Origin of the sequence: Pseudarthrobacter sp. GA104, from assembly GCF_009741265.1 — a bacterium.
In the GTDB taxonomy this organism is placed as follows: domain Bacteria; phylum Actinomycetota; class Actinomycetes; order Actinomycetales; family Micrococcaceae; genus Arthrobacter.
In genome coordinates this window covers 1921741-1935993 of the sequence record NZ_WOWL01000001.1, presented here as the reverse complement: position 1 = coordinate 1935993, position 14253 = coordinate 1921741, and the positions used below count along the sequence as shown (strand labels likewise).

The 14253-nt window shown below is 66.0% G+C and carries 17 protein-coding genes; 11 read left to right on the top strand and 6 right to left on the bottom strand.

Going from position 1 to position 14253, the window contains the following annotated elements; genetic code table 11:
* The first annotated feature begins 13 nt into the window (after positions 1 to 13).
* The 3 genes from GK109_RS08830 to GK109_RS08820 all read left to right on the top strand — a co-directional run bounded on the left by GK109_RS08830 (position 14) and on the right by GK109_RS08820 (position 2054).
* On the top strand, positions 14 to 832 hold the full coding sequence (locus GK109_RS08830) for an HAD family hydrolase (RefSeq protein WP_197432431.1): 819 nt from the start codon (positions 14 to 16) through the stop codon (positions 830 to 832).
* Between the two features lie 112 nt (positions 833 to 944).
* Positions 945 to 1193 (top strand): hypothetical protein, encoded by a 249-nt coding sequence (locus tag GK109_RS08825; protein WP_157239831.1) that lies wholly within the window; start codon positions 945 to 947, stop codon positions 1191 to 1193.
* 57 nt (positions 1194 to 1250) lie between these two features.
* Positions 1251 to 2054, top strand: coding sequence for a glycerophosphodiester phosphodiesterase (locus GK109_RS08820; protein WP_370460483.1), 804 nt, complete (start codon positions 1251 to 1253; stop codon positions 2052 to 2054).
* Positions 2055 to 2073: 19 nt separating this feature from the next.
* Here GK109_RS08820 and GK109_RS08815 read toward each other — a convergent pair whose 3' ends face one another.
* Positions 2074 to 2379 carry a hypothetical protein gene (locus GK109_RS08815; RefSeq protein ID WP_157239827.1) on the bottom strand — a complete coding sequence of 102 codons (306 nt, stop codon included), beginning with the start codon at positions 2377 to 2379 and terminating at the stop codon, positions 2074 to 2076.
* A gap of 140 nt (positions 2380 to 2519) precedes the next feature.
* Between GK109_RS08815 and GK109_RS22210 the strand changes: the two genes are divergently transcribed.
* Positions 2520 to 2720 (top strand): DUF6480 family protein, encoded by a 201-nt coding sequence (locus tag GK109_RS22210; protein ID WP_321215024.1) that lies wholly within the window; start codon positions 2520 to 2522, stop codon positions 2718 to 2720.
* Positions 2721 to 2807: 87 nt separating this feature from the next.
* On the opposite strand, the gene GK109_RS08805 is transcribed toward GK109_RS22210, so the two are convergent.
* The 3 genes from GK109_RS08805 to GK109_RS08795 form a co-directional block, all read right to left on the bottom strand.
* Positions 2808 to 3860, bottom strand: a complete 1053-nt coding sequence (locus GK109_RS08805) for an EAL domain-containing protein (protein WP_157239826.1) — start codon at positions 3858 to 3860, stop codon at positions 2808 to 2810.
* Positions 3861 to 4025: 165 nt separating this feature from the next.
* Entirely contained in the window at positions 4026 to 5567 is a 1542-nt protein-coding gene (locus tag GK109_RS08800) for a bifunctional diguanylate cyclase/phosphodiesterase (protein WP_157239824.1), read from the bottom strand.
* A gap of 18 nt (positions 5568 to 5585) precedes the next feature.
* Entirely contained in the window at positions 5586 to 7259 is a 1674-nt protein-coding gene (locus tag GK109_RS08795) for an ATP-binding protein (protein WP_157239822.1), read from the bottom strand.
* 206 nt (positions 7260 to 7465) lie between these two features.
* Between GK109_RS08795 and GK109_RS08790 the strand changes: the two genes are divergently transcribed.
* The 5 genes from GK109_RS08790 (at position 7466) to GK109_RS08770 (ending at position 11169) form a co-directional block, all read left to right on the top strand.
* Positions 7466 to 8236, top strand: coding sequence for a class I SAM-dependent methyltransferase (locus tag GK109_RS08790; protein ID WP_197432559.1), 771 nt, complete (start codon positions 7466 to 7468; stop codon positions 8234 to 8236).
* 91 nt (positions 8237 to 8327) lie between these two features.
* Positions 8328 to 8627, top strand: a complete 300-nt coding sequence (locus tag GK109_RS08785; RefSeq protein ID WP_197432430.1) for a hypothetical protein — start codon at positions 8328 to 8330, stop codon at positions 8625 to 8627.
* A gap of 91 nt (positions 8628 to 8718) precedes the next feature.
* Positions 8719 to 9138, top strand: a complete 420-nt coding sequence (locus GK109_RS08780) for a hypothetical protein (protein WP_157239821.1) — start codon at positions 8719 to 8721, stop codon at positions 9136 to 9138.
* Between the two features lie 20 nt (positions 9139 to 9158).
* Positions 9159 to 9968, top strand: a complete 810-nt coding sequence (locus GK109_RS08775) for an SDR family oxidoreductase (RefSeq protein ID WP_370460482.1) — start codon at positions 9159 to 9161, stop codon at positions 9966 to 9968.
* A gap of 76 nt (positions 9969 to 10044) precedes the next feature.
* On the top strand, positions 10045 to 11169 hold the full coding sequence (locus tag GK109_RS08770; protein ID WP_157239817.1) for a glycerate kinase: 1125 nt from the start codon (positions 10045 to 10047) through the stop codon (positions 11167 to 11169).
* A gap of 91 nt (positions 11170 to 11260) precedes the next feature.
* Here GK109_RS08770 and GK109_RS08765 read toward each other — a convergent pair whose 3' ends face one another.
* Together GK109_RS08765 and GK109_RS08760 are read right to left on the bottom strand one after the other, a co-directional pair.
* The gene (locus GK109_RS08765) at positions 11261 to 11926 is read right to left on the bottom strand and encodes a DUF6766 family protein (RefSeq protein ID WP_157239816.1); all 666 of its coding nucleotides are present in this window, start codon (positions 11924 to 11926) and stop codon (positions 11261 to 11263) included.
* Between the two features lie 2 nt (positions 11927 to 11928).
* Positions 11929 to 12450 (bottom strand): DUF6328 family protein, encoded by a 522-nt coding sequence (locus GK109_RS08760; protein WP_321215032.1) that lies wholly within the window; start codon positions 12448 to 12450, stop codon positions 11929 to 11931.
* A gap of 209 nt (positions 12451 to 12659) precedes the next feature.
* On the opposite strand from GK109_RS08760, the gene GK109_RS08755 reads away from it, so the two are divergent.
* Together GK109_RS08755 and GK109_RS08750 are read left to right on the top strand one after the other, a co-directional pair.
* Positions 12660 to 13559: an SDR family oxidoreductase gene (locus tag GK109_RS08755; protein WP_157239814.1), complete on the top strand. Its 900-nt coding sequence runs from the start codon at positions 12660 to 12662 to the stop codon at positions 13557 to 13559.
* A gap of 67 nt (positions 13560 to 13626) precedes the next feature.
* A complete protein-coding gene (locus GK109_RS08750) occupies positions 13627 to 13965 on the top strand; it encodes a hypothetical protein (RefSeq protein ID WP_157239812.1) in 339 nt (112 codons plus the stop codon).
* The last annotated feature ends 288 nt before the right edge of the window (positions 13966 to 14253 follow it).

Below are 14253 nucleotides of genomic sequence, written 5' to 3'. Positions count from 1 at the left end.
GTAGACTGGCATGATGCGGTTGGTAGCAAGCGACATTGACGGAACGATCCTCGGCCACGACGGAAAAATCAGCGACCGCACCGTCCGCGCCTTCCACGCATGCCGGGAGGCCGGCGTCGAACTCGTTTTTGTCACCGGCCGGCCGCCGCGCTGGCTGCACCCGCTGCAGGACCGGCTCGGCCATGCGGGAACCGTCATCTGCTCCAATGGCGCCGTGGTCTGGGACCTTGAGGCGGACAAGCTGGTCTCGGCCCGCACCTTGACCATCGATGCCGTGCTGGAGGTGCGCCGCATCATCAAGCGGCTGCGCCCCGCCGCCCTGTTCGCCGCCGAAACGCTGGGCGGGTTCCATCTGGAGCCCGGTTTCATCGAAAACGGCTCCAGCGAGCTGCTCTCCGAATTCACCCCGGCGCCGCTCGCCCAATCGCTGGCGGCGGACGACGCGGTGGTGAAGTTCCTGGCCATTGTCCGCGAGGGCACCGCAGATGACTTCCTCGCGGAGGTGGCTCCCGCCGTCGAACACCTCGCGTCCGCCACGCACTCATCGCCGGGCGTGCCGATGCTCGAGCTCGCGGTTCCCGGGGTCAACAAGGCCGTCACCCTGGCCGAATACGCGGCCAGCCTGGGAATCCGGGCTGCGGACGTGGTGGCCTTCGGAGACATGCCCAACGACATCGAAATGCTCCGCTGGGCAGGCCAGGGCTACGCCATGGCCAGCGGCCACCCTGAAGCAATCCGCGCGGCAGGGCAGCAGGCCCCGCATTTTGACGACGACGGCGTGGCCCAGGTCCTGGAGGCACGGCTGGCCTCGCTGGGTGTCCAACTGTCCTGACTCTTAGGTGCCGGCGCCGTTTACACAGCTGGCGCTCACCTCGCGTTTACCTTTGCTCCCTAACGTGGGAAACGGAGAGCCCAACCTCTCCGTTCCGTCACAGGGGGAAGCAATGGGAAGAAAAGCGAAGCTTGGAAATGCTGAGGCGCCGCTCCGCGAGGCCGCGCCTGCTCCGCACTGGAAGAAGCTGCGGCAGGGCGACCGCGTCCGCGTCCTCCTGGCCCCGGGTTTCGAAGCCAGCGGCCTGGTGGATGCGGTCACCGCCGACCATGCGGCGGTATGGATCGATTTCGACGGCGGGCGCGGCCGTACGCTGCTGCACTGCAGCGACGGCGTGGACATAGTCCTTCAGGAGGGCTGACCGCCGCGGCCCTGCCGCCCGCCCCCGGGCCGGTGCCGCCTGGGGTACGCTCGCATTGTGGCCCTCCCCTTCTTCGAGCATGCTGATGCAGACGGGTCGCCGCTGCCCATGCCGATGGCCCACCGTGGATTTTCGCGTGAGGGTTTGGAGAACTCGATGGCCGCGTTCCGCGCCGCCGTCGACCTCGGCTACCGGTACCTCGAAACCGATGTCCACACCACGGCCGACGGCGTGGTGTTCCTCTTCCACGATGAGACGCTGGACCGGGTGACCGACGGCAGCGGGAAGGTGTCCGAGCTTCCCGCCCATAAGGTGGCCGAGGCGCGGATCGGCGGACGCGAGCCCATCCCGCGGTTCGATGAACTGCTCGTCGAGCTGCCTGGCGTCCGGTTGAATGTGGACGTCAAGGACTGGAATTCCGTACGCAGCATCGCCGCTGGAATTGAATACCACCAAGTGCACCACCGGGTGCTGCTGACCAGCTTCTCGGACCGGAGGCGGCGGGCGGTGCTGAAGCTGCTGAGCCAGCCGGTGGCAGCGTCAGCCGGAGTGGTTTCGGTGGGCTTGTTCACGGTGCTGGGCCCGATACTCCCCGGACCGGTGTTCAGGTGGAGCATGCGCCTGAACCTGCGAGGAGTCCACGCCCTGCAGGTTCCAGTGCGTTACGGCAGGGTGGAAGTGGTGACGCCCGGGTTTGTCCGCCGCGCCCACATCTTGGGCCTGGTGGTCCATGCCTGGACGATCAACGATCCCGGTGAAATGCGCCGGCTCCTTGACATGGGCGTGGACGGTCTGGTGACCGACCGCGCGGACCTGCTCCGCGAGGTCCTGCTGGAACGCGGAAAGTGGCCGCGCGGCTGAGGTCACCTACGCCCGGCCACTACCCCCGACCCGTGCTGGTGCCCCCGCTACCGCCAGTGCTGCCGGCCGGCTCGTCAGGCTCCGCATCCCCGCCGAAGGGATTCTCCGATACGGGCCCGGGGGCTGCGCCGGTCTTGAGTCCCGGAGCCTCTTCCTTCTCCGCTTCCATCGCGTTGGAGCCCTCGCTCAGGGAGGAGTGCACTTCCACGTCATCGTTGGGATCCGCGGGATCAGGAACATGTGCTTTCTCCGTGGGCTTTGATGTCCCTGCCAGATCCTCCATGGCGTTTTCTGCTGCCTTGCCGATGCTGTCGCCGATACCCATGTGGCTGCTCCTTCCGACCTTGCCTGCCGGGCAATCCAGCGGATGCCCGAAGCATTACCCTTCCAGAATTATCAGCATGCTTACAATTAGTCCAGAGCCGGGGTAAGGAACCCCGGCCGTGCAGGAAGGACGCATGCACCGTGAGCAGCTACCATCCGGAAAATGATCCCGCGAACCCTGACCAGCCGGGCAAGCAGGGAAGCGGGGACTCCGCCGCATCACCGAATCCGGACCCTGCCGAAGGCAACGTCACCGGGCTGGAGCCGGGTGGGGGAGTGCCTCCCGGCGAGACGCCGCCGGCTGAGGACCAAATGAGCCGCGACCAGGGCCACAGCGAATAGCCCCGCCGGCTGAGGGCCTGCCGGATTGCCCACGCCTGAACCGGCCCGGCGGGCTTCCGTTTCGGTGAGGCCTTGCTGCCAGTGCGGTTAGCTTGTGTGTGGCTTGCCGGCGGCCTGATCGGGTCCCGCCACGTGGCGGCTGATCCCGTCCAGGTCCAGCCGGCTGTTCCAGCTGGCCCAGTCCTTGGGCCGCACCGAAGGCCGGCCGAGGAGATAGCCCTGCCCGGCTGTGATTCCCAGTTCGGTGAGGACCTTGAGCTCCCCGACAGTCTCGATGCCCTCTGCCACGAGTGACGTGCCGATCTGGTCCGCAAAGTCCACCAGGCAGGCGGCAAGGGCGCGCTGGAAGCCGTCTTTGTCGACATCGCCGATGACGTTCCGGCCCACCTTCAGGAAGTCCGGGCGGAGGTGCACCATCCGGCTCAGTGCCCCTGCCCCTGAATGGGTGTCATCCACGGCGATCCGCAGGCCCTGGTCGCGCAACGGATTGATGGCGGCGATGAACTGCGGGTATTCCTCGTCCGTGATGGTTTCCGTCAGTTCGAGCACTACGCGGCTGACGGGAAGCTCGATGTGCTCGAACAGTTCCGGAAGCCTGGGGTCAAGGCATGAATCGGGCGAGATGTTGAGTGACACGAACAGGTTCTCGGGAAGCGTCTTAGCTGCGGCGGCAGCAGATCCCAGTGCCGAAAATTCGAGGTTCGCTCCCAGCCCCACAGCGGCTGCCTCAGCGAACCACAGTTCTGCCGCAGCACCGTCGTCGCTGACGAACCGGGACAACGCCTCGACTCCCACCACGATTTTTTCTTCCAGCCCGTAAATGGGCTGGAAGGCTGTCATCAGCATCTGGCTCTCAAGCAGGGCGCTGATGCGTGACATGCTGCGGATTGCATCGATCTGTTCCGCCACTTTGGGCGGGACGGCGGGTGTGAGGCGCATCTGCCTGGCAGTCTCCAGCGTTTCCGCCGTGTTGGCGTCACTCCGCCGGGTCTCAAGAAGGTACTCGAGGAGCGCACGCTCGGGCACTCCGGGATTTTCGTCCAAGCGGTTGCTAAGGCGCTGCCGGACAGCCGCTCCGGCCGGATCCGTGTCCGCCAGCACAGCGGCGATAATTCCCCATGCCTGTATTCGAACCGACATTAGCTACGCCCCCAGTTGACGAAGTAATGACCCAATGGCCCTTTGATGTTCAATTTGTAAACGCCTTTAAAGTCCGGTGCCCAGTTCAACACTGATTTTCGCGGCGACGAAAACCCACACACCGCATCATGATCGTATATCGCAGGAAACAAATGCGCAGTAGTTTCAGCCTTGCTGCTTTGCGCGTTCCGGCTGTTTTGCCACTAATTCCGGAATTTGTTCCGGAGGGACCGGCCTGCTGAAGAAATAGCCCTGGGCGCTGAGGCAGCCCAGGCCGCGAAGGATCTCAGCCTGCTCTGCTGTTTCAACGCCTTCCCACACCGCTTCCAGCCCGCACGCCCGGACCAGCTGCAGGACCGCCGCCACCAGGGCGGGCTGCGTGGGATCGGTTCCCAGCCCGGTGATCAGTGACCGGTCCACCTTGACCCGGTCCACCGGAAGCCGGCGCAGGTAGCTGATGGACGAGTAGCCGGTGCCGAAATCGTCGATCTCGATCCCCACGCCCAGGCCCCGCAGTCCGCCCAGCGAGTACCGGTCAAGATCGTTGCCTTTGACGATGGCAAGTTCCGTCAGCTCCAGCACCACCTGGTCCGGCCGAACGCCGGTTTCCTTCAGGACATTCCTGACATCCTCGATGAACTGCAGGCTCTGCAGGTCTGTGGCGGAGATATTGATCCGGACTGAGAACCGGCTGTCCACGACGGAGGCGTTGACCCAGTCGCGGAGCTGGTGAACTGCCGCCCGGAGCACCCACAGCCCCAGCTCGGAGATCAGCCCGGCTTCTTCCGCCAGCGGAATGAACTCGTCCGGCATGATCAGGCCGCGGGTCGGATGGTTCCAGCGGACCAGGGCCTCAACGCCCTCGATCCGGCCTGAGCCCAGTTCCACGACCGGCTGGTAGTTGAGCGTCAGGCCGTCCGTGCTGATGGCGGTACGCAAATCCTCCACCAGCTGGCTGCGGAGCCTGCGGACAAGCAGGAGTCCCGGCTCGAAGCGGTGCAGCTTGTTCTGGCCTTCCGCCTTGGACGCGTACATGGCGACGTCGGCCTCCATCAGCATGTCCTCCGGCGTCTTGCCCGGCTCGCCGGCGCTGAGCCCGATGCTGGCACCGCAGCGGAGGCTCCGTCCCGGCAGCTCAATGGGCTCACGTACGGCTGCCAGGATGCGGTGGCCCACAAAGCCGGCCTGGTCATGGGTGGCCGAGGGCAGGACGATGGCGAACTCGTCGCCGCCGAGGCGGGCAACGACGTCGGATTCGCGCACGGCACCGCGGATTCGTTCCCCCACGGTGATCAGGACGTGGTCCCCGGCGGAATGGCCCAGGCTGTCGTTGATGGATTTGAACGCGTTCAGGTCCATCATGAGGAGGACCGGGCTTTCGTCCGATTCGGTGTCGGCCTCAAGGGCGGCGTTCAGTGCGTCGATCAGGGCGGAGCGGTTTGCCAGGCCCGTGAGCGGGTCCTGCATGGCCATCTTCTGCATCTCCAGATGGGCCTCGTGCAGGAGCCGGGTCCGGACCTGCACCCGCTGTTCAAGCTCCTCGTAGATGATCTGCAGGTCCTCGGCGAGCAGGTTGGTGCCCATGATGATGGCATCGAGCTCGTCACGCGCCGGAGAAACCTCGATCCGTGAGGTGAGGTCGCCGGACGCCAGCCGCACAATGCCTTCCAGGAGCCGGGAGAGCCGCGGGTCGTTATCCGCAAACATCGGAGTCCTGCATCCCGCTCAGTTTTCCTGGCTGCGTTCAGCGTCAAGGGGGAGGCTGACCGTGACCGTGGTCCCTGCGCCCAGGATCGAGGAAACGTCGATCCTGCCACCGTGCCGGGACACGATGTCCTTGGTGATGGCCAGCCCCAGCCCTGTCCCGGGAATCGCCCCCGACATGGCGTTTGATGCCCGGTAGAAGCGGGTGAAGACGTGGTCGATCTCGTCACTCGAAATGCCGATGCCGGTGTCCGCCACACTGACCGTGGCCCACCGGGTGCCATCAGCCGCGGCGTGCGACTCGCTCCCCACCTGGATGCGCCCTCCGCTGGGGGTGAACTTGATGGCATTGGAGACCAGGTTGGTGAACACCTGCTGCAGCTGCACCTCGTCGGCAAGGATCTCCGGGTCCTCCGGAACCTGCTCCACGGCGATGGTGACGTTTTGCAGTGTAGCCAGGGGCCGAAGCGCCGCGGCCACGAGGTCCAGGGTCTGTCCCAGCCGCACCGGGGTGAGGTGCATCAGGCTGTCATCAAGGCCGTTGCGGGAAACGCTCAGCATGTCCTCGATCAGGATCCTGAGCCGCTCCGTGTTCCGGACCACGATGTCCAGCATCTGGTGGACTTCGGGAGAGACGGGCTGCTCGGTGCTTTCCTGGATCATGTCCAGATACGCCATGATGGACGTCAGGGGCGTCCGCAGCTCATGGTTGACCGTGGCAAGGAAGTCCGTTTTGGCCTTGTCCAGCTGCTGCAGCTGCTTCACCACCTGCTGCTGGCTGCTGATCAGGTGGCTCTGGATCAGTCCGTGGGCCGCGTTGCCCGCCACATGTTGGATGAGCCCCAGTTCAGTCCCGGACCAGGTCCGCGGCTGGTCGATCATCGCAATCCAAATAATGCCCAGCGAAGAGCTGCCCTCGCCCATGGGCACGGCCAAGGAGGAAACGGCGTCGCCGATGCCCGGTGAAGCGGCCTCACCCGCCGTCGGCTCCTCCGTGCCGGGTGAAGACGAGGTCTCGGCGCCGGCCCACAGCAGGTCCGCTGTCCGGCGGGCATCATCCTCGTCCGGCAGTGCCTGTTCGTTGAGCGGCGCCAACCCGGGCCTGCTCCAGGCGGCGTTGATGCGGGGAACCCGGCTGTCCTCGAAAGTGGTCAGCCAGACGTGGTCGGCCTTGAAGGTCCGGCCAAAGCCGGCCACCACATGGCGGGCGATCTCCTCCGGGTCGTTCGTGGCCCGGACAGCGGCAGAGACCTGCCGGAGCTGTTCGCGCAGTGCCTCGGTTTCCTGCCGGGCGGCATTGCGGCGGGCCACCATGTCGATCAGGGCAGTGGCGCGGTAGGCCAGTTCCCGGGGGGCGGGCGGCTTGGCGATGCAGTCGTGGATGCCGGACGGCTTCATGGCAGCGAGCTCTGCAGGATCGTCGAGGTCCACCACCACAAGTACCGGCGCGTCTGCTTTGACGGCGGAGAGCGACGTGTCAACCACGACGACTGAAGGGCGGCTTTCTTCCAGGGAAGCAGCAAGTCCGGCGGCGTCCCTTGCGCACAGGACCGAATAGCCCGCATCCCGCAGCGCCTTGGCATATGATGCGAGGCGCGCATCGTCAGGGTCTGCCACGACGGCGGTGCGCGGCGCGCGCAAGTCACTCGGCGTGTCAGCCGCCACGGTGTCCCCTTCCCTCCCAGTTGAGTACATTGTATGGTCACGCCGGGCGGGCGGCTCCCCGGGAAAGAAATGGAGGACTTTTACCGCCCTGGCGGGCGCCGACAGGAGCTGCGAAGGGGTCATGCAGGCGGCAGATCCCGCAGCCGGGTTGTCCGGGCCCCTATATTTGATCCGTGCCCTCCCCCTCGAAGTCCCTCCCGGCAAAGTCACTGTGGTCCACCCTGCAGAGGTACCTGATGGTCCCTAAGCTCATCCGGCTGTCCCGCTCTGCCCCCAAGGACCGGCCGCTGGCATGGGACGCGTACTGGGCCGGCATCAGGGGGGCCGGAGCCGGGGGCGAGGTTCTCTGGGATTCCGGAACCGACCATGAATTCCTCGGCTACAGGGACGTGCTGCTTCGCCACCTGGACCCGGACCTGCCCGTGGTGGACGTGGGCTGCGGCCACGGCAGTTTTACCCGCGCATTGGCCGCAGTCTTCCCCGAGGTCATCGGCGTGGATGTTTCCGGGCAGGCCATAGCCTACGCGGGCGCCCAGGCACCCACGGCCGGCAGCCCAGGCCCTGTGCGCTACGTTACGCGGGACATGACCGCGCCGGGGGCGGGCAGGGGATTGGCCGGCAGCACTGACGCAAACGTCTTCATCCGGGGCGTGCTCCACGTGCTGGATCAGGCCGACCAGGCGGCGCTGGTGGAAAACCTGCGGCTGCTGGTCGGAAGCCGGGGCACCGTATTCCTCGCCGAAACGAATTTCCAGGGCAATCCCGTTGAGTACGTTTCCCACCTCGGTGCAACCCGCCAAAGCATCCCGGCCCCCCTTGAGCGCGCGATCCGCGGGCTGCCGATGCCCGGCCATTTCGGTCCCGAAGAGCGCTCGCGGGTACTTCCGCCGGAGAGTTGGGAACTCCTGGAAGACGGGGAAGTGGCCATCGAAACACATCCAATGACCGGGATCGGCGGGAAGAGCCGGGTGCCGGGGTATTTTGCTGTGCTCCGTCCGAGGCATTAGCCGGGGCTCAGCCCCTTCCGCCCGGAGGCTGGCTCCTTTCCGAAGGCGCATCGCGCCGCCACTCAAACCCTTGACACGCAGGCGGATCGGGATGCTGAATGGCAAGTACACTTACTGCCGACCGGCAGGGGAAGGGCAGGCGGAGTCATCCAAATCCCCTAAGTATTCACAGGAGGTCACCTCAACGGAGGACGAACCGGAGCGCGAGGGCCGGAGCCTGGCCGCCACGCACGACGAAGAGCGAAAAGGGCAGGATCCGGCACATCAGCCGGGGGAATGGTTTGAAAAATCCGACTCCCGGGGACTGAACTTCATTTACCAGCAACAGCGCAGCGACGGCCAGCAGTCAAACATCTTCCGGCTGGAGAATCCCGGTCGCGAAGACGCCTAAACCGCGCACCGTTCTGCCGCCAGCACCAGCACCGGCCCATGAAGCCGGCGCCGGTTTGCCGACGGTGGACGCAGACCTTACAGGAACTACCATGCGCAAACTCATTCCCTCCGGTTCCCTCCGCGGGATGCTGCTCCCGCCCACCTATGGGAACCATGTCACCCGCTCCACGGAGTTCACCGTCCTGTCCGTCGAGATCTGGTCCGCGGGATTGGTGGTCAACATCCACTTGGCCTCCGACGGTGCGCCCGAGCCGCGCATCAGCCTCCAGGACCACTTCGGAACGGCGTACTCGTTCCGGGATTCCGCCACCGTGGGGTCGAGGAACCTCCAGGTGTTCACCCCAACGGTGCCTGCCGGAACCAGGAGCCTGACCATCAGGTCCGCGGACGATCCTGAGGGGCGCCCTGTAGTGACCTTCGCGGTGCCGCTGATGGCCGTGCCGGAAGAGCCTGATTCTTCGCAGGACGGCGAATATCCCTCGGCGCCGGAACTCCGCCGCCCGGCTTGACCGAACGAAAGGCTGCCACCGTGCAGGACACCGCAGGATTTGCCCCAAGCGCCGCCATCGTTACCGGCTCGGACTCCGGCATTGGGAAGGCAACGGCTGTCGCCCTTGCCAGGGCCGGCATGGACGTGGGTGTCACCTGGCACTCAGACAAAGCCGGCGCTGAAGGCACGGCCGAGGAGGTGCGGCGGCTGGGGCGCAAGGCGGTGGTGCGCCGGCTTGACACCACTGAACTCCGCGCCGCCGGGGCCGTCATTCACGAATTGGCGGACGAACTGGGCGGAGTGGACGTCTTCGTCAACAATGCCGGGACCGGCGACGGCACCAAGTTCCTGGACCTGGACGTCGACACCTGGATGCGAACACTGGACACCAACCTCAACGGGGCTTTTGTTTGCCTGCAGGCCGCCGCCCGCCGAATGGTGCAGGCCGGCAAGGGCGGACGCCTGATTGCCGTCACCAGCGTGCACGAATTCCAGCCGCGGGTGGGTTCGTCCGCCTATGACGCGTCCAAGCACGGCCTGGGCGGCCTGATGAAGACGCTGGCGCTCGAGCTCGCCGAACACGGCATCACGGCCAACAGCGTGGCGCCGGGCGAGATCGCCACTCCCATGACAGGGCAGGAAGACGAGGACCCCACCACCAAGGACCGGCCGGGTGTGCCCCTGGGCAGGCCCGGTGACGCCCGGGAAATTGCCGCGGTCATCGCCTTCCTTGCCTCGGCAGGTTCCAGCTACGTCAACGGCGCATCCTGGGCGGTCGACGGCGGAATGCTGCAGATGGGGCCGCAGGCCGGCTCGCACATCACCAGCCACGAGTGGCGCGAGGGCTAGCCTCGACGCCTGGGGGTCCGTCCGGACTGCGGATCGGGCAAGCGCTTTCCTATCAGCTGCTGGCATGATGGAGCGCATGCGCATTCTTATTGCTCCGGATAAGTTCAAGGGTTCCCTGACCGCGGCCGAGGCGGCGGCTGCCATCGCCGAAGGTGCTTTGCGGGTCTATCCTGACGCCGTCGCCACGCAGTTCCCCATTGCCGACGGCGGCGAGGGGACCCTGGAGGCGGCGGTTTCGGCGGGCTACGAGGAGCGCCTCAACGCCGTCGTGGGCCCCATTCTTGCGCCAATCGGCGCCGCCTGGGCCATCAGCAAGGCCGACGACGGCAGGGTCACCGCCGTCATTGAAACGGCCCAGGCCTCCGGCCTTGCGGAGATGGACCCCACCCCGGCCAACGCCCTCCGGGCCCACAGCTACGGGTGCGGGCAGCTCATTGCGGCAGCCCTGGATGCCGGCGCCAACGAGATCGTGCTGGGCCTCGGCGGCTCGGCCATGACCGACGGCGGCAGCGGGGCACTGCGTGCCCTGGGCCTGAAGCCGCTGGACTCCGCGGGGAACGTGGTGCCCCTGGGCGGCGGTTCACTCGCCGATGTCGCCGCGCTGGACACGAGCGGGCTGGACCCGCGGCTTGCCGCCACAACCTTCCGCATCGCCGTCGACGTACGCAACCCCCTCTACGGACCCGAAGGCGCCGCGCACGTCTTCGCACCGCAGAAAGGCGCGGACCCGGACACAGTGGAACTGCTCGACGCCGGCCTCCGCAACTGGGCGTCCGTCCTGCGCGAAGCCACGGGCCGGGACGTTAACGTCGCCGGGGCGGGCGCCGCCGGTGGCTTCCCGGCGTCGTTCCTTGCCTTCACCGACGCCGCGCTGGAAGGCGGCTTCTCGCTTGTTGCCGGGCTGACCGGGCTGGCCGGACAGCTGGGTGAGGCAGACCTCGTCATCACCGGCGAAGGATCCATGGACTCGCAGTCACTGACCGGAAAAGCGCCCATCGCGCTCGCGGACGCAGCCCGGGAGCGCGGCATCCCGGTGATCGTGGTGGCCGGCAGGATCCTGGTCACGCCTGAAGAACTTGCCCACCATGGTGTGGTGGCTGCCGCACAGCTGCTGGACATGGCGCCCAGCCCGCAGGATGCCATGGGAAACGCCGCCAAATACCTGGCCCGCGCAACCAGCCAGGTACTCGAGGGCGCCTAAGGGCTAAACGATAGTGGTGCTGCGCTGCCGCCACCAGCAGGGGCGGTTCCCATGATGGTTCGCCGGCAGATTCCTTTCGGCTGTGCCCGGCTCAGGTGCCGGTTTCATAATGCGGCTCTGCAACGGGTTTGGACTCCGGCGATCCCTTTTCCCGCAGATAGACGGACGCGCCCACCAGGACGGCGACGGCCAGGAACTCGCTCTGCCAGTTCTGGAAGGATTCAAACCAAAAGCGGCTGGTGCCCACGTACTGAATGACCGAGACGCCCGCCTCCCCGTGGCTTTCCTGTTCCTCGTTGTACGCCGCGGCGCCGCCGAAGGCGTGCGCGGTGAACGAGCCAACGAACAGTAGGAACAGGAGGATGGACAGCGAGTGCTCGTAGAGCTTGAGGACTGCGCCGCCGCGCTTCACCGGCCAGGGGGTGGCCTTTTTGATGGCCGCCTGGCGCGGGTCCTCGTCCTGTGGCGCGTCCTTGCCTACAGGCTTGGACTCGGAAGAGCCCCTCTGGAACAGAAAGGCAGTCAGGACCACATACATGGCCATTTGCAGGAACTCCGATTCCCAGTTCTCAAAGGTGGCCTCCACGAAGTCGCCCGTGGCCAGGAATGCCAGAACTGATACAGCGGCTTCCCCGTGCGCCTGCTGCTCCTGGCTGTAGTTCGCCGCGCCGGTCAGGATCATGCCCGCAAAGAACACGAGGAACAGGCCCGCGTTCACCAGGAGCAGCCCGTGTTCCCTCACCCATTTGCTGCTCATTGTTAGCCTCCCTTCAAGCCATGAGGCGCCGTGTCTTCAGTGGCGCGCCTGTTCAAATGCATAGGGATGTAGACCAGCAGGACCACCATCACCGCCATCAGCGCCCCGCCTGCAGTAAGGCCGGCCGAGCGGCCGGCGGCCACATCGAAAACAAGCGCAGCCGTACCCGCGCTCAGGAGCGCGATTCCGGCAAGGGTCATCTTGGCGATCGAATCGCCGCTGGACACCAGGGTTTCCTTGAGCCGCTTCCGGAACAGCCGCCGGTGCACGCTCACCGGCAGGAGGATGAGTGCGGTGGTGAGGGCCGCAATCACCACGTTGGCCAGGTAGAGGTTGACCTGGAAATCGTCGAGATCCTCAAACCGCTGCTGGAAGGGGAGGGTCAGCAGGAAGCCGGCAAGGATCTGAACGCCCATCTGCAGCACCCGCAACTCCTGCAGCAGTTCTGCCCAGTTGCGGTCCAGTTGTTCCTCGCGGGTTTCGTTCCGGCCCGATCGGCCTGTGTAATCCTCCACCTCGGACACTGCTTCTCCTTCACTGCCAGCCTCTTAGTTCCCTTTCTACTCTTCCCCGATCCAGAAGCAAGGCTGGCGTTGCACCCGTCCCAACATTTGGTAAGTTTACTGATTATATTCGCACCGAACGGTGGACTTTGCTCCTCCGGCCGGGATAGCTTCGAAGGACCGGTGCACAGCGGAGCTCTTCGAAAACCGACACAGTGAGCAGGCGGACTATGAGCGACACAGGCAAGCAGACAGACCAGCCAAAGGATCCGCGGGGCGGCTACCACTCGGGTCCGTTCCCGGAGCAGGAACAGAAGCAGCCCGGCCTCACGGCGCCGATGGAACCCAAGCCCGACCATGGCGAACTGAGCTACGAGGGGCACGGGAAGCTTCAGGGCAAGGCGGCCCTCATCACGGGCGGTGATTCCGGAATCGGCAAGGCCGCCGCCATTGCCTTTGCCCGTGAGGGTGCCGATGTGGCCATTTCCTACCTCCCGGAAGAGGAGGAAGATGCGCAGGACACCGCGGACTGGATCCGCAAGGCGGGCCAGCGCGTCCTCCTGTTTGCCGGAGACGGCCGCGAGGAGGAATTCAGCACGCGCATTGCCGGGGAAACCGTGTCCGGGTTTGGGCGGCTGGACGTGGTGGTGCTCAACGCGGCCTACCAGAAGAACCGCGAGAGCCTGGAGTCCCTGGCCACCGAGGAATTCGACCGCGTCTTCAAGACCAACCTCTACTCGCTGCTCTGGACCGCGCGGGCCGCGGTACCGCACCTCAAACCGGGCGCGTCCATCATCACCACGGCATCCATCCAGGCCTTCAACCCGTCGCCGGGCCTCATTGATTACGCCATGACCAAGGCCGCGCAGGTGGCGTTCACCAAAGCGCTCGCGCAGGAACTTGGTCCCAAGGGCATCCGCGTCAACGCTGTGGCGCCCGGCCCCATCTGGACCCCGCTGATCCCGGCAACGGAGTGGCCGGATAAGCTCCCGAAATTCGGCCAGGATACCCCTTTGGGGCGGGCAGGCCAGCCGGCCGAACTTGCCGCGGCGTATGTGCTGCTGGCCTCCGAGGACGGATCCTACATTTCGGGGGCAGTCCTGCCGGTAACCGGGGGCAAGGGGCTCTAAGCCCGGGCCCCAAACCGTACGGGACCCAGCAGACCAGCTTCATCCGAACAGACAACAGGAGGAAACCATGACGCAGGAAAACCAGCACGCGCAGCCCGAAACGGACCCGGGCGGCTACGGCACCCCCACCGCTGAGCAGGAAATGGGAGGAGCCCAGGGCGCCCCGGGCAGCGTGGAAACGAACGAGCCCCAGTCGGAGGCCGGCGGGGATCCGGTACCCCACGACATGGACCTTCCTTCCAGCGCCGCCGAGATCGACGAGTCCAACGACGACTCCCGGGGATCCGCCCCGGTCTCGTCCGAGCCAGGGCAGGAAGCTGCCGGAATTCCGGACGGCAGCGGCAATGACCTGCCCCAGGAGAAGTCGCCGAAAGACGACGACGGCGAGGAGTTCAGCGCCGGCTAAGCACGCTCCGGGGCCGTCCGCGGCGGCCTCCCACGAGCGTTGGGAAAGTTAGTTCGCATGGAGGCCTCCGCCCTGTGGTTCCCCGGCGAACCGCAGGGCGGAGGCCTCCGGCATGCCGGGACGTCCTGACGCCCACATGCAACCGTCCGGCGGAACTTGCCGTAACCCTCGCGGGCCTTGCCGCACAGGCCGAGCCCGCGTTCGCCGTCGTCATCAGTGACCAGTCAACCGGCAGCCGCGGCTGCGAAGTGTGGCTGCCCCGCAGCGTTCGCTCTGCCGCCGCGATAT

Bases quoted from the DNA above. Each gene is read 5' to 3' on its own strand.
- GK109_RS08765 (WP_157239816.1), bottom strand. From the start codon at position 11,926: ATGAGCAGCAAATGGGTGAGGGAACACGGGCTGCTCCTGGTGAACGCG.
- GK109_RS08790 (WP_197432559.1), top strand. From the start codon at position 7,466: ATGGTCCCTAAGCTCATCCGGCTGTCCCGCTCTGCCCCCAAGGACCGG.
- GK109_RS08785 (WP_197432430.1), top strand. From the start codon at position 8,328: ATGCTGAATGGCAAGTACACTTACTGCCGACCGGCAGGGGAAGGGCAG.
- GK109_RS08805 (WP_157239826.1), bottom strand. From the start codon at position 3,860: ATGTCGGTTCGAATACAGGCATGGGGAATTATCGCCGCTGTGCTGGCG.
- GK109_RS08830 (WP_197432431.1), top strand. From the start codon at position 14: ATGCGGTTGGTAGCAAGCGACATTGACGGAACGATCCTCGGCCACGAC.
- GK109_RS08780 (WP_157239821.1), top strand. From the start codon at position 8,719: ATGCGCAAACTCATTCCCTCCGGTTCCCTCCGCGGGATGCTGCTCCCG.
- GK109_RS08815 (WP_157239827.1), bottom strand. From the start codon at position 2,379: ATGGGTATCGGCGACAGCATCGGCAAGGCAGCAGAAAACGCCATGGAG.
- GK109_RS08750 (WP_157239812.1), top strand. From the start codon at position 13,627: ATGACGCAGGAAAACCAGCACGCGCAGCCCGAAACGGACCCGGGCGGC.
- GK109_RS08825 (WP_157239831.1), top strand. From the start codon at position 945: ATGGGAAGAAAAGCGAAGCTTGGAAATGCTGAGGCGCCGCTCCGCGAG.
- GK109_RS08755 (WP_157239814.1), top strand. From the start codon at position 12,660: ATGAGCGACACAGGCAAGCAGACAGACCAGCCAAAGGATCCGCGGGGC.
- GK109_RS08795 (WP_157239822.1), bottom strand. From the start codon at position 7,259: ATGTACTCAACTGGGAGGGAAGGGGACACCGTGGCGGCTGACACGCCG.
- GK109_RS08770 (WP_157239817.1), top strand. From the start codon at position 10,045: ATGCGCATTCTTATTGCTCCGGATAAGTTCAAGGGTTCCCTGACCGCG.
- GK109_RS08800 (WP_157239824.1), bottom strand. From the start codon at position 5,567: ATGTTTGCGGATAACGACCCGCGGCTCTCCCGGCTCCTGGAAGGCATT.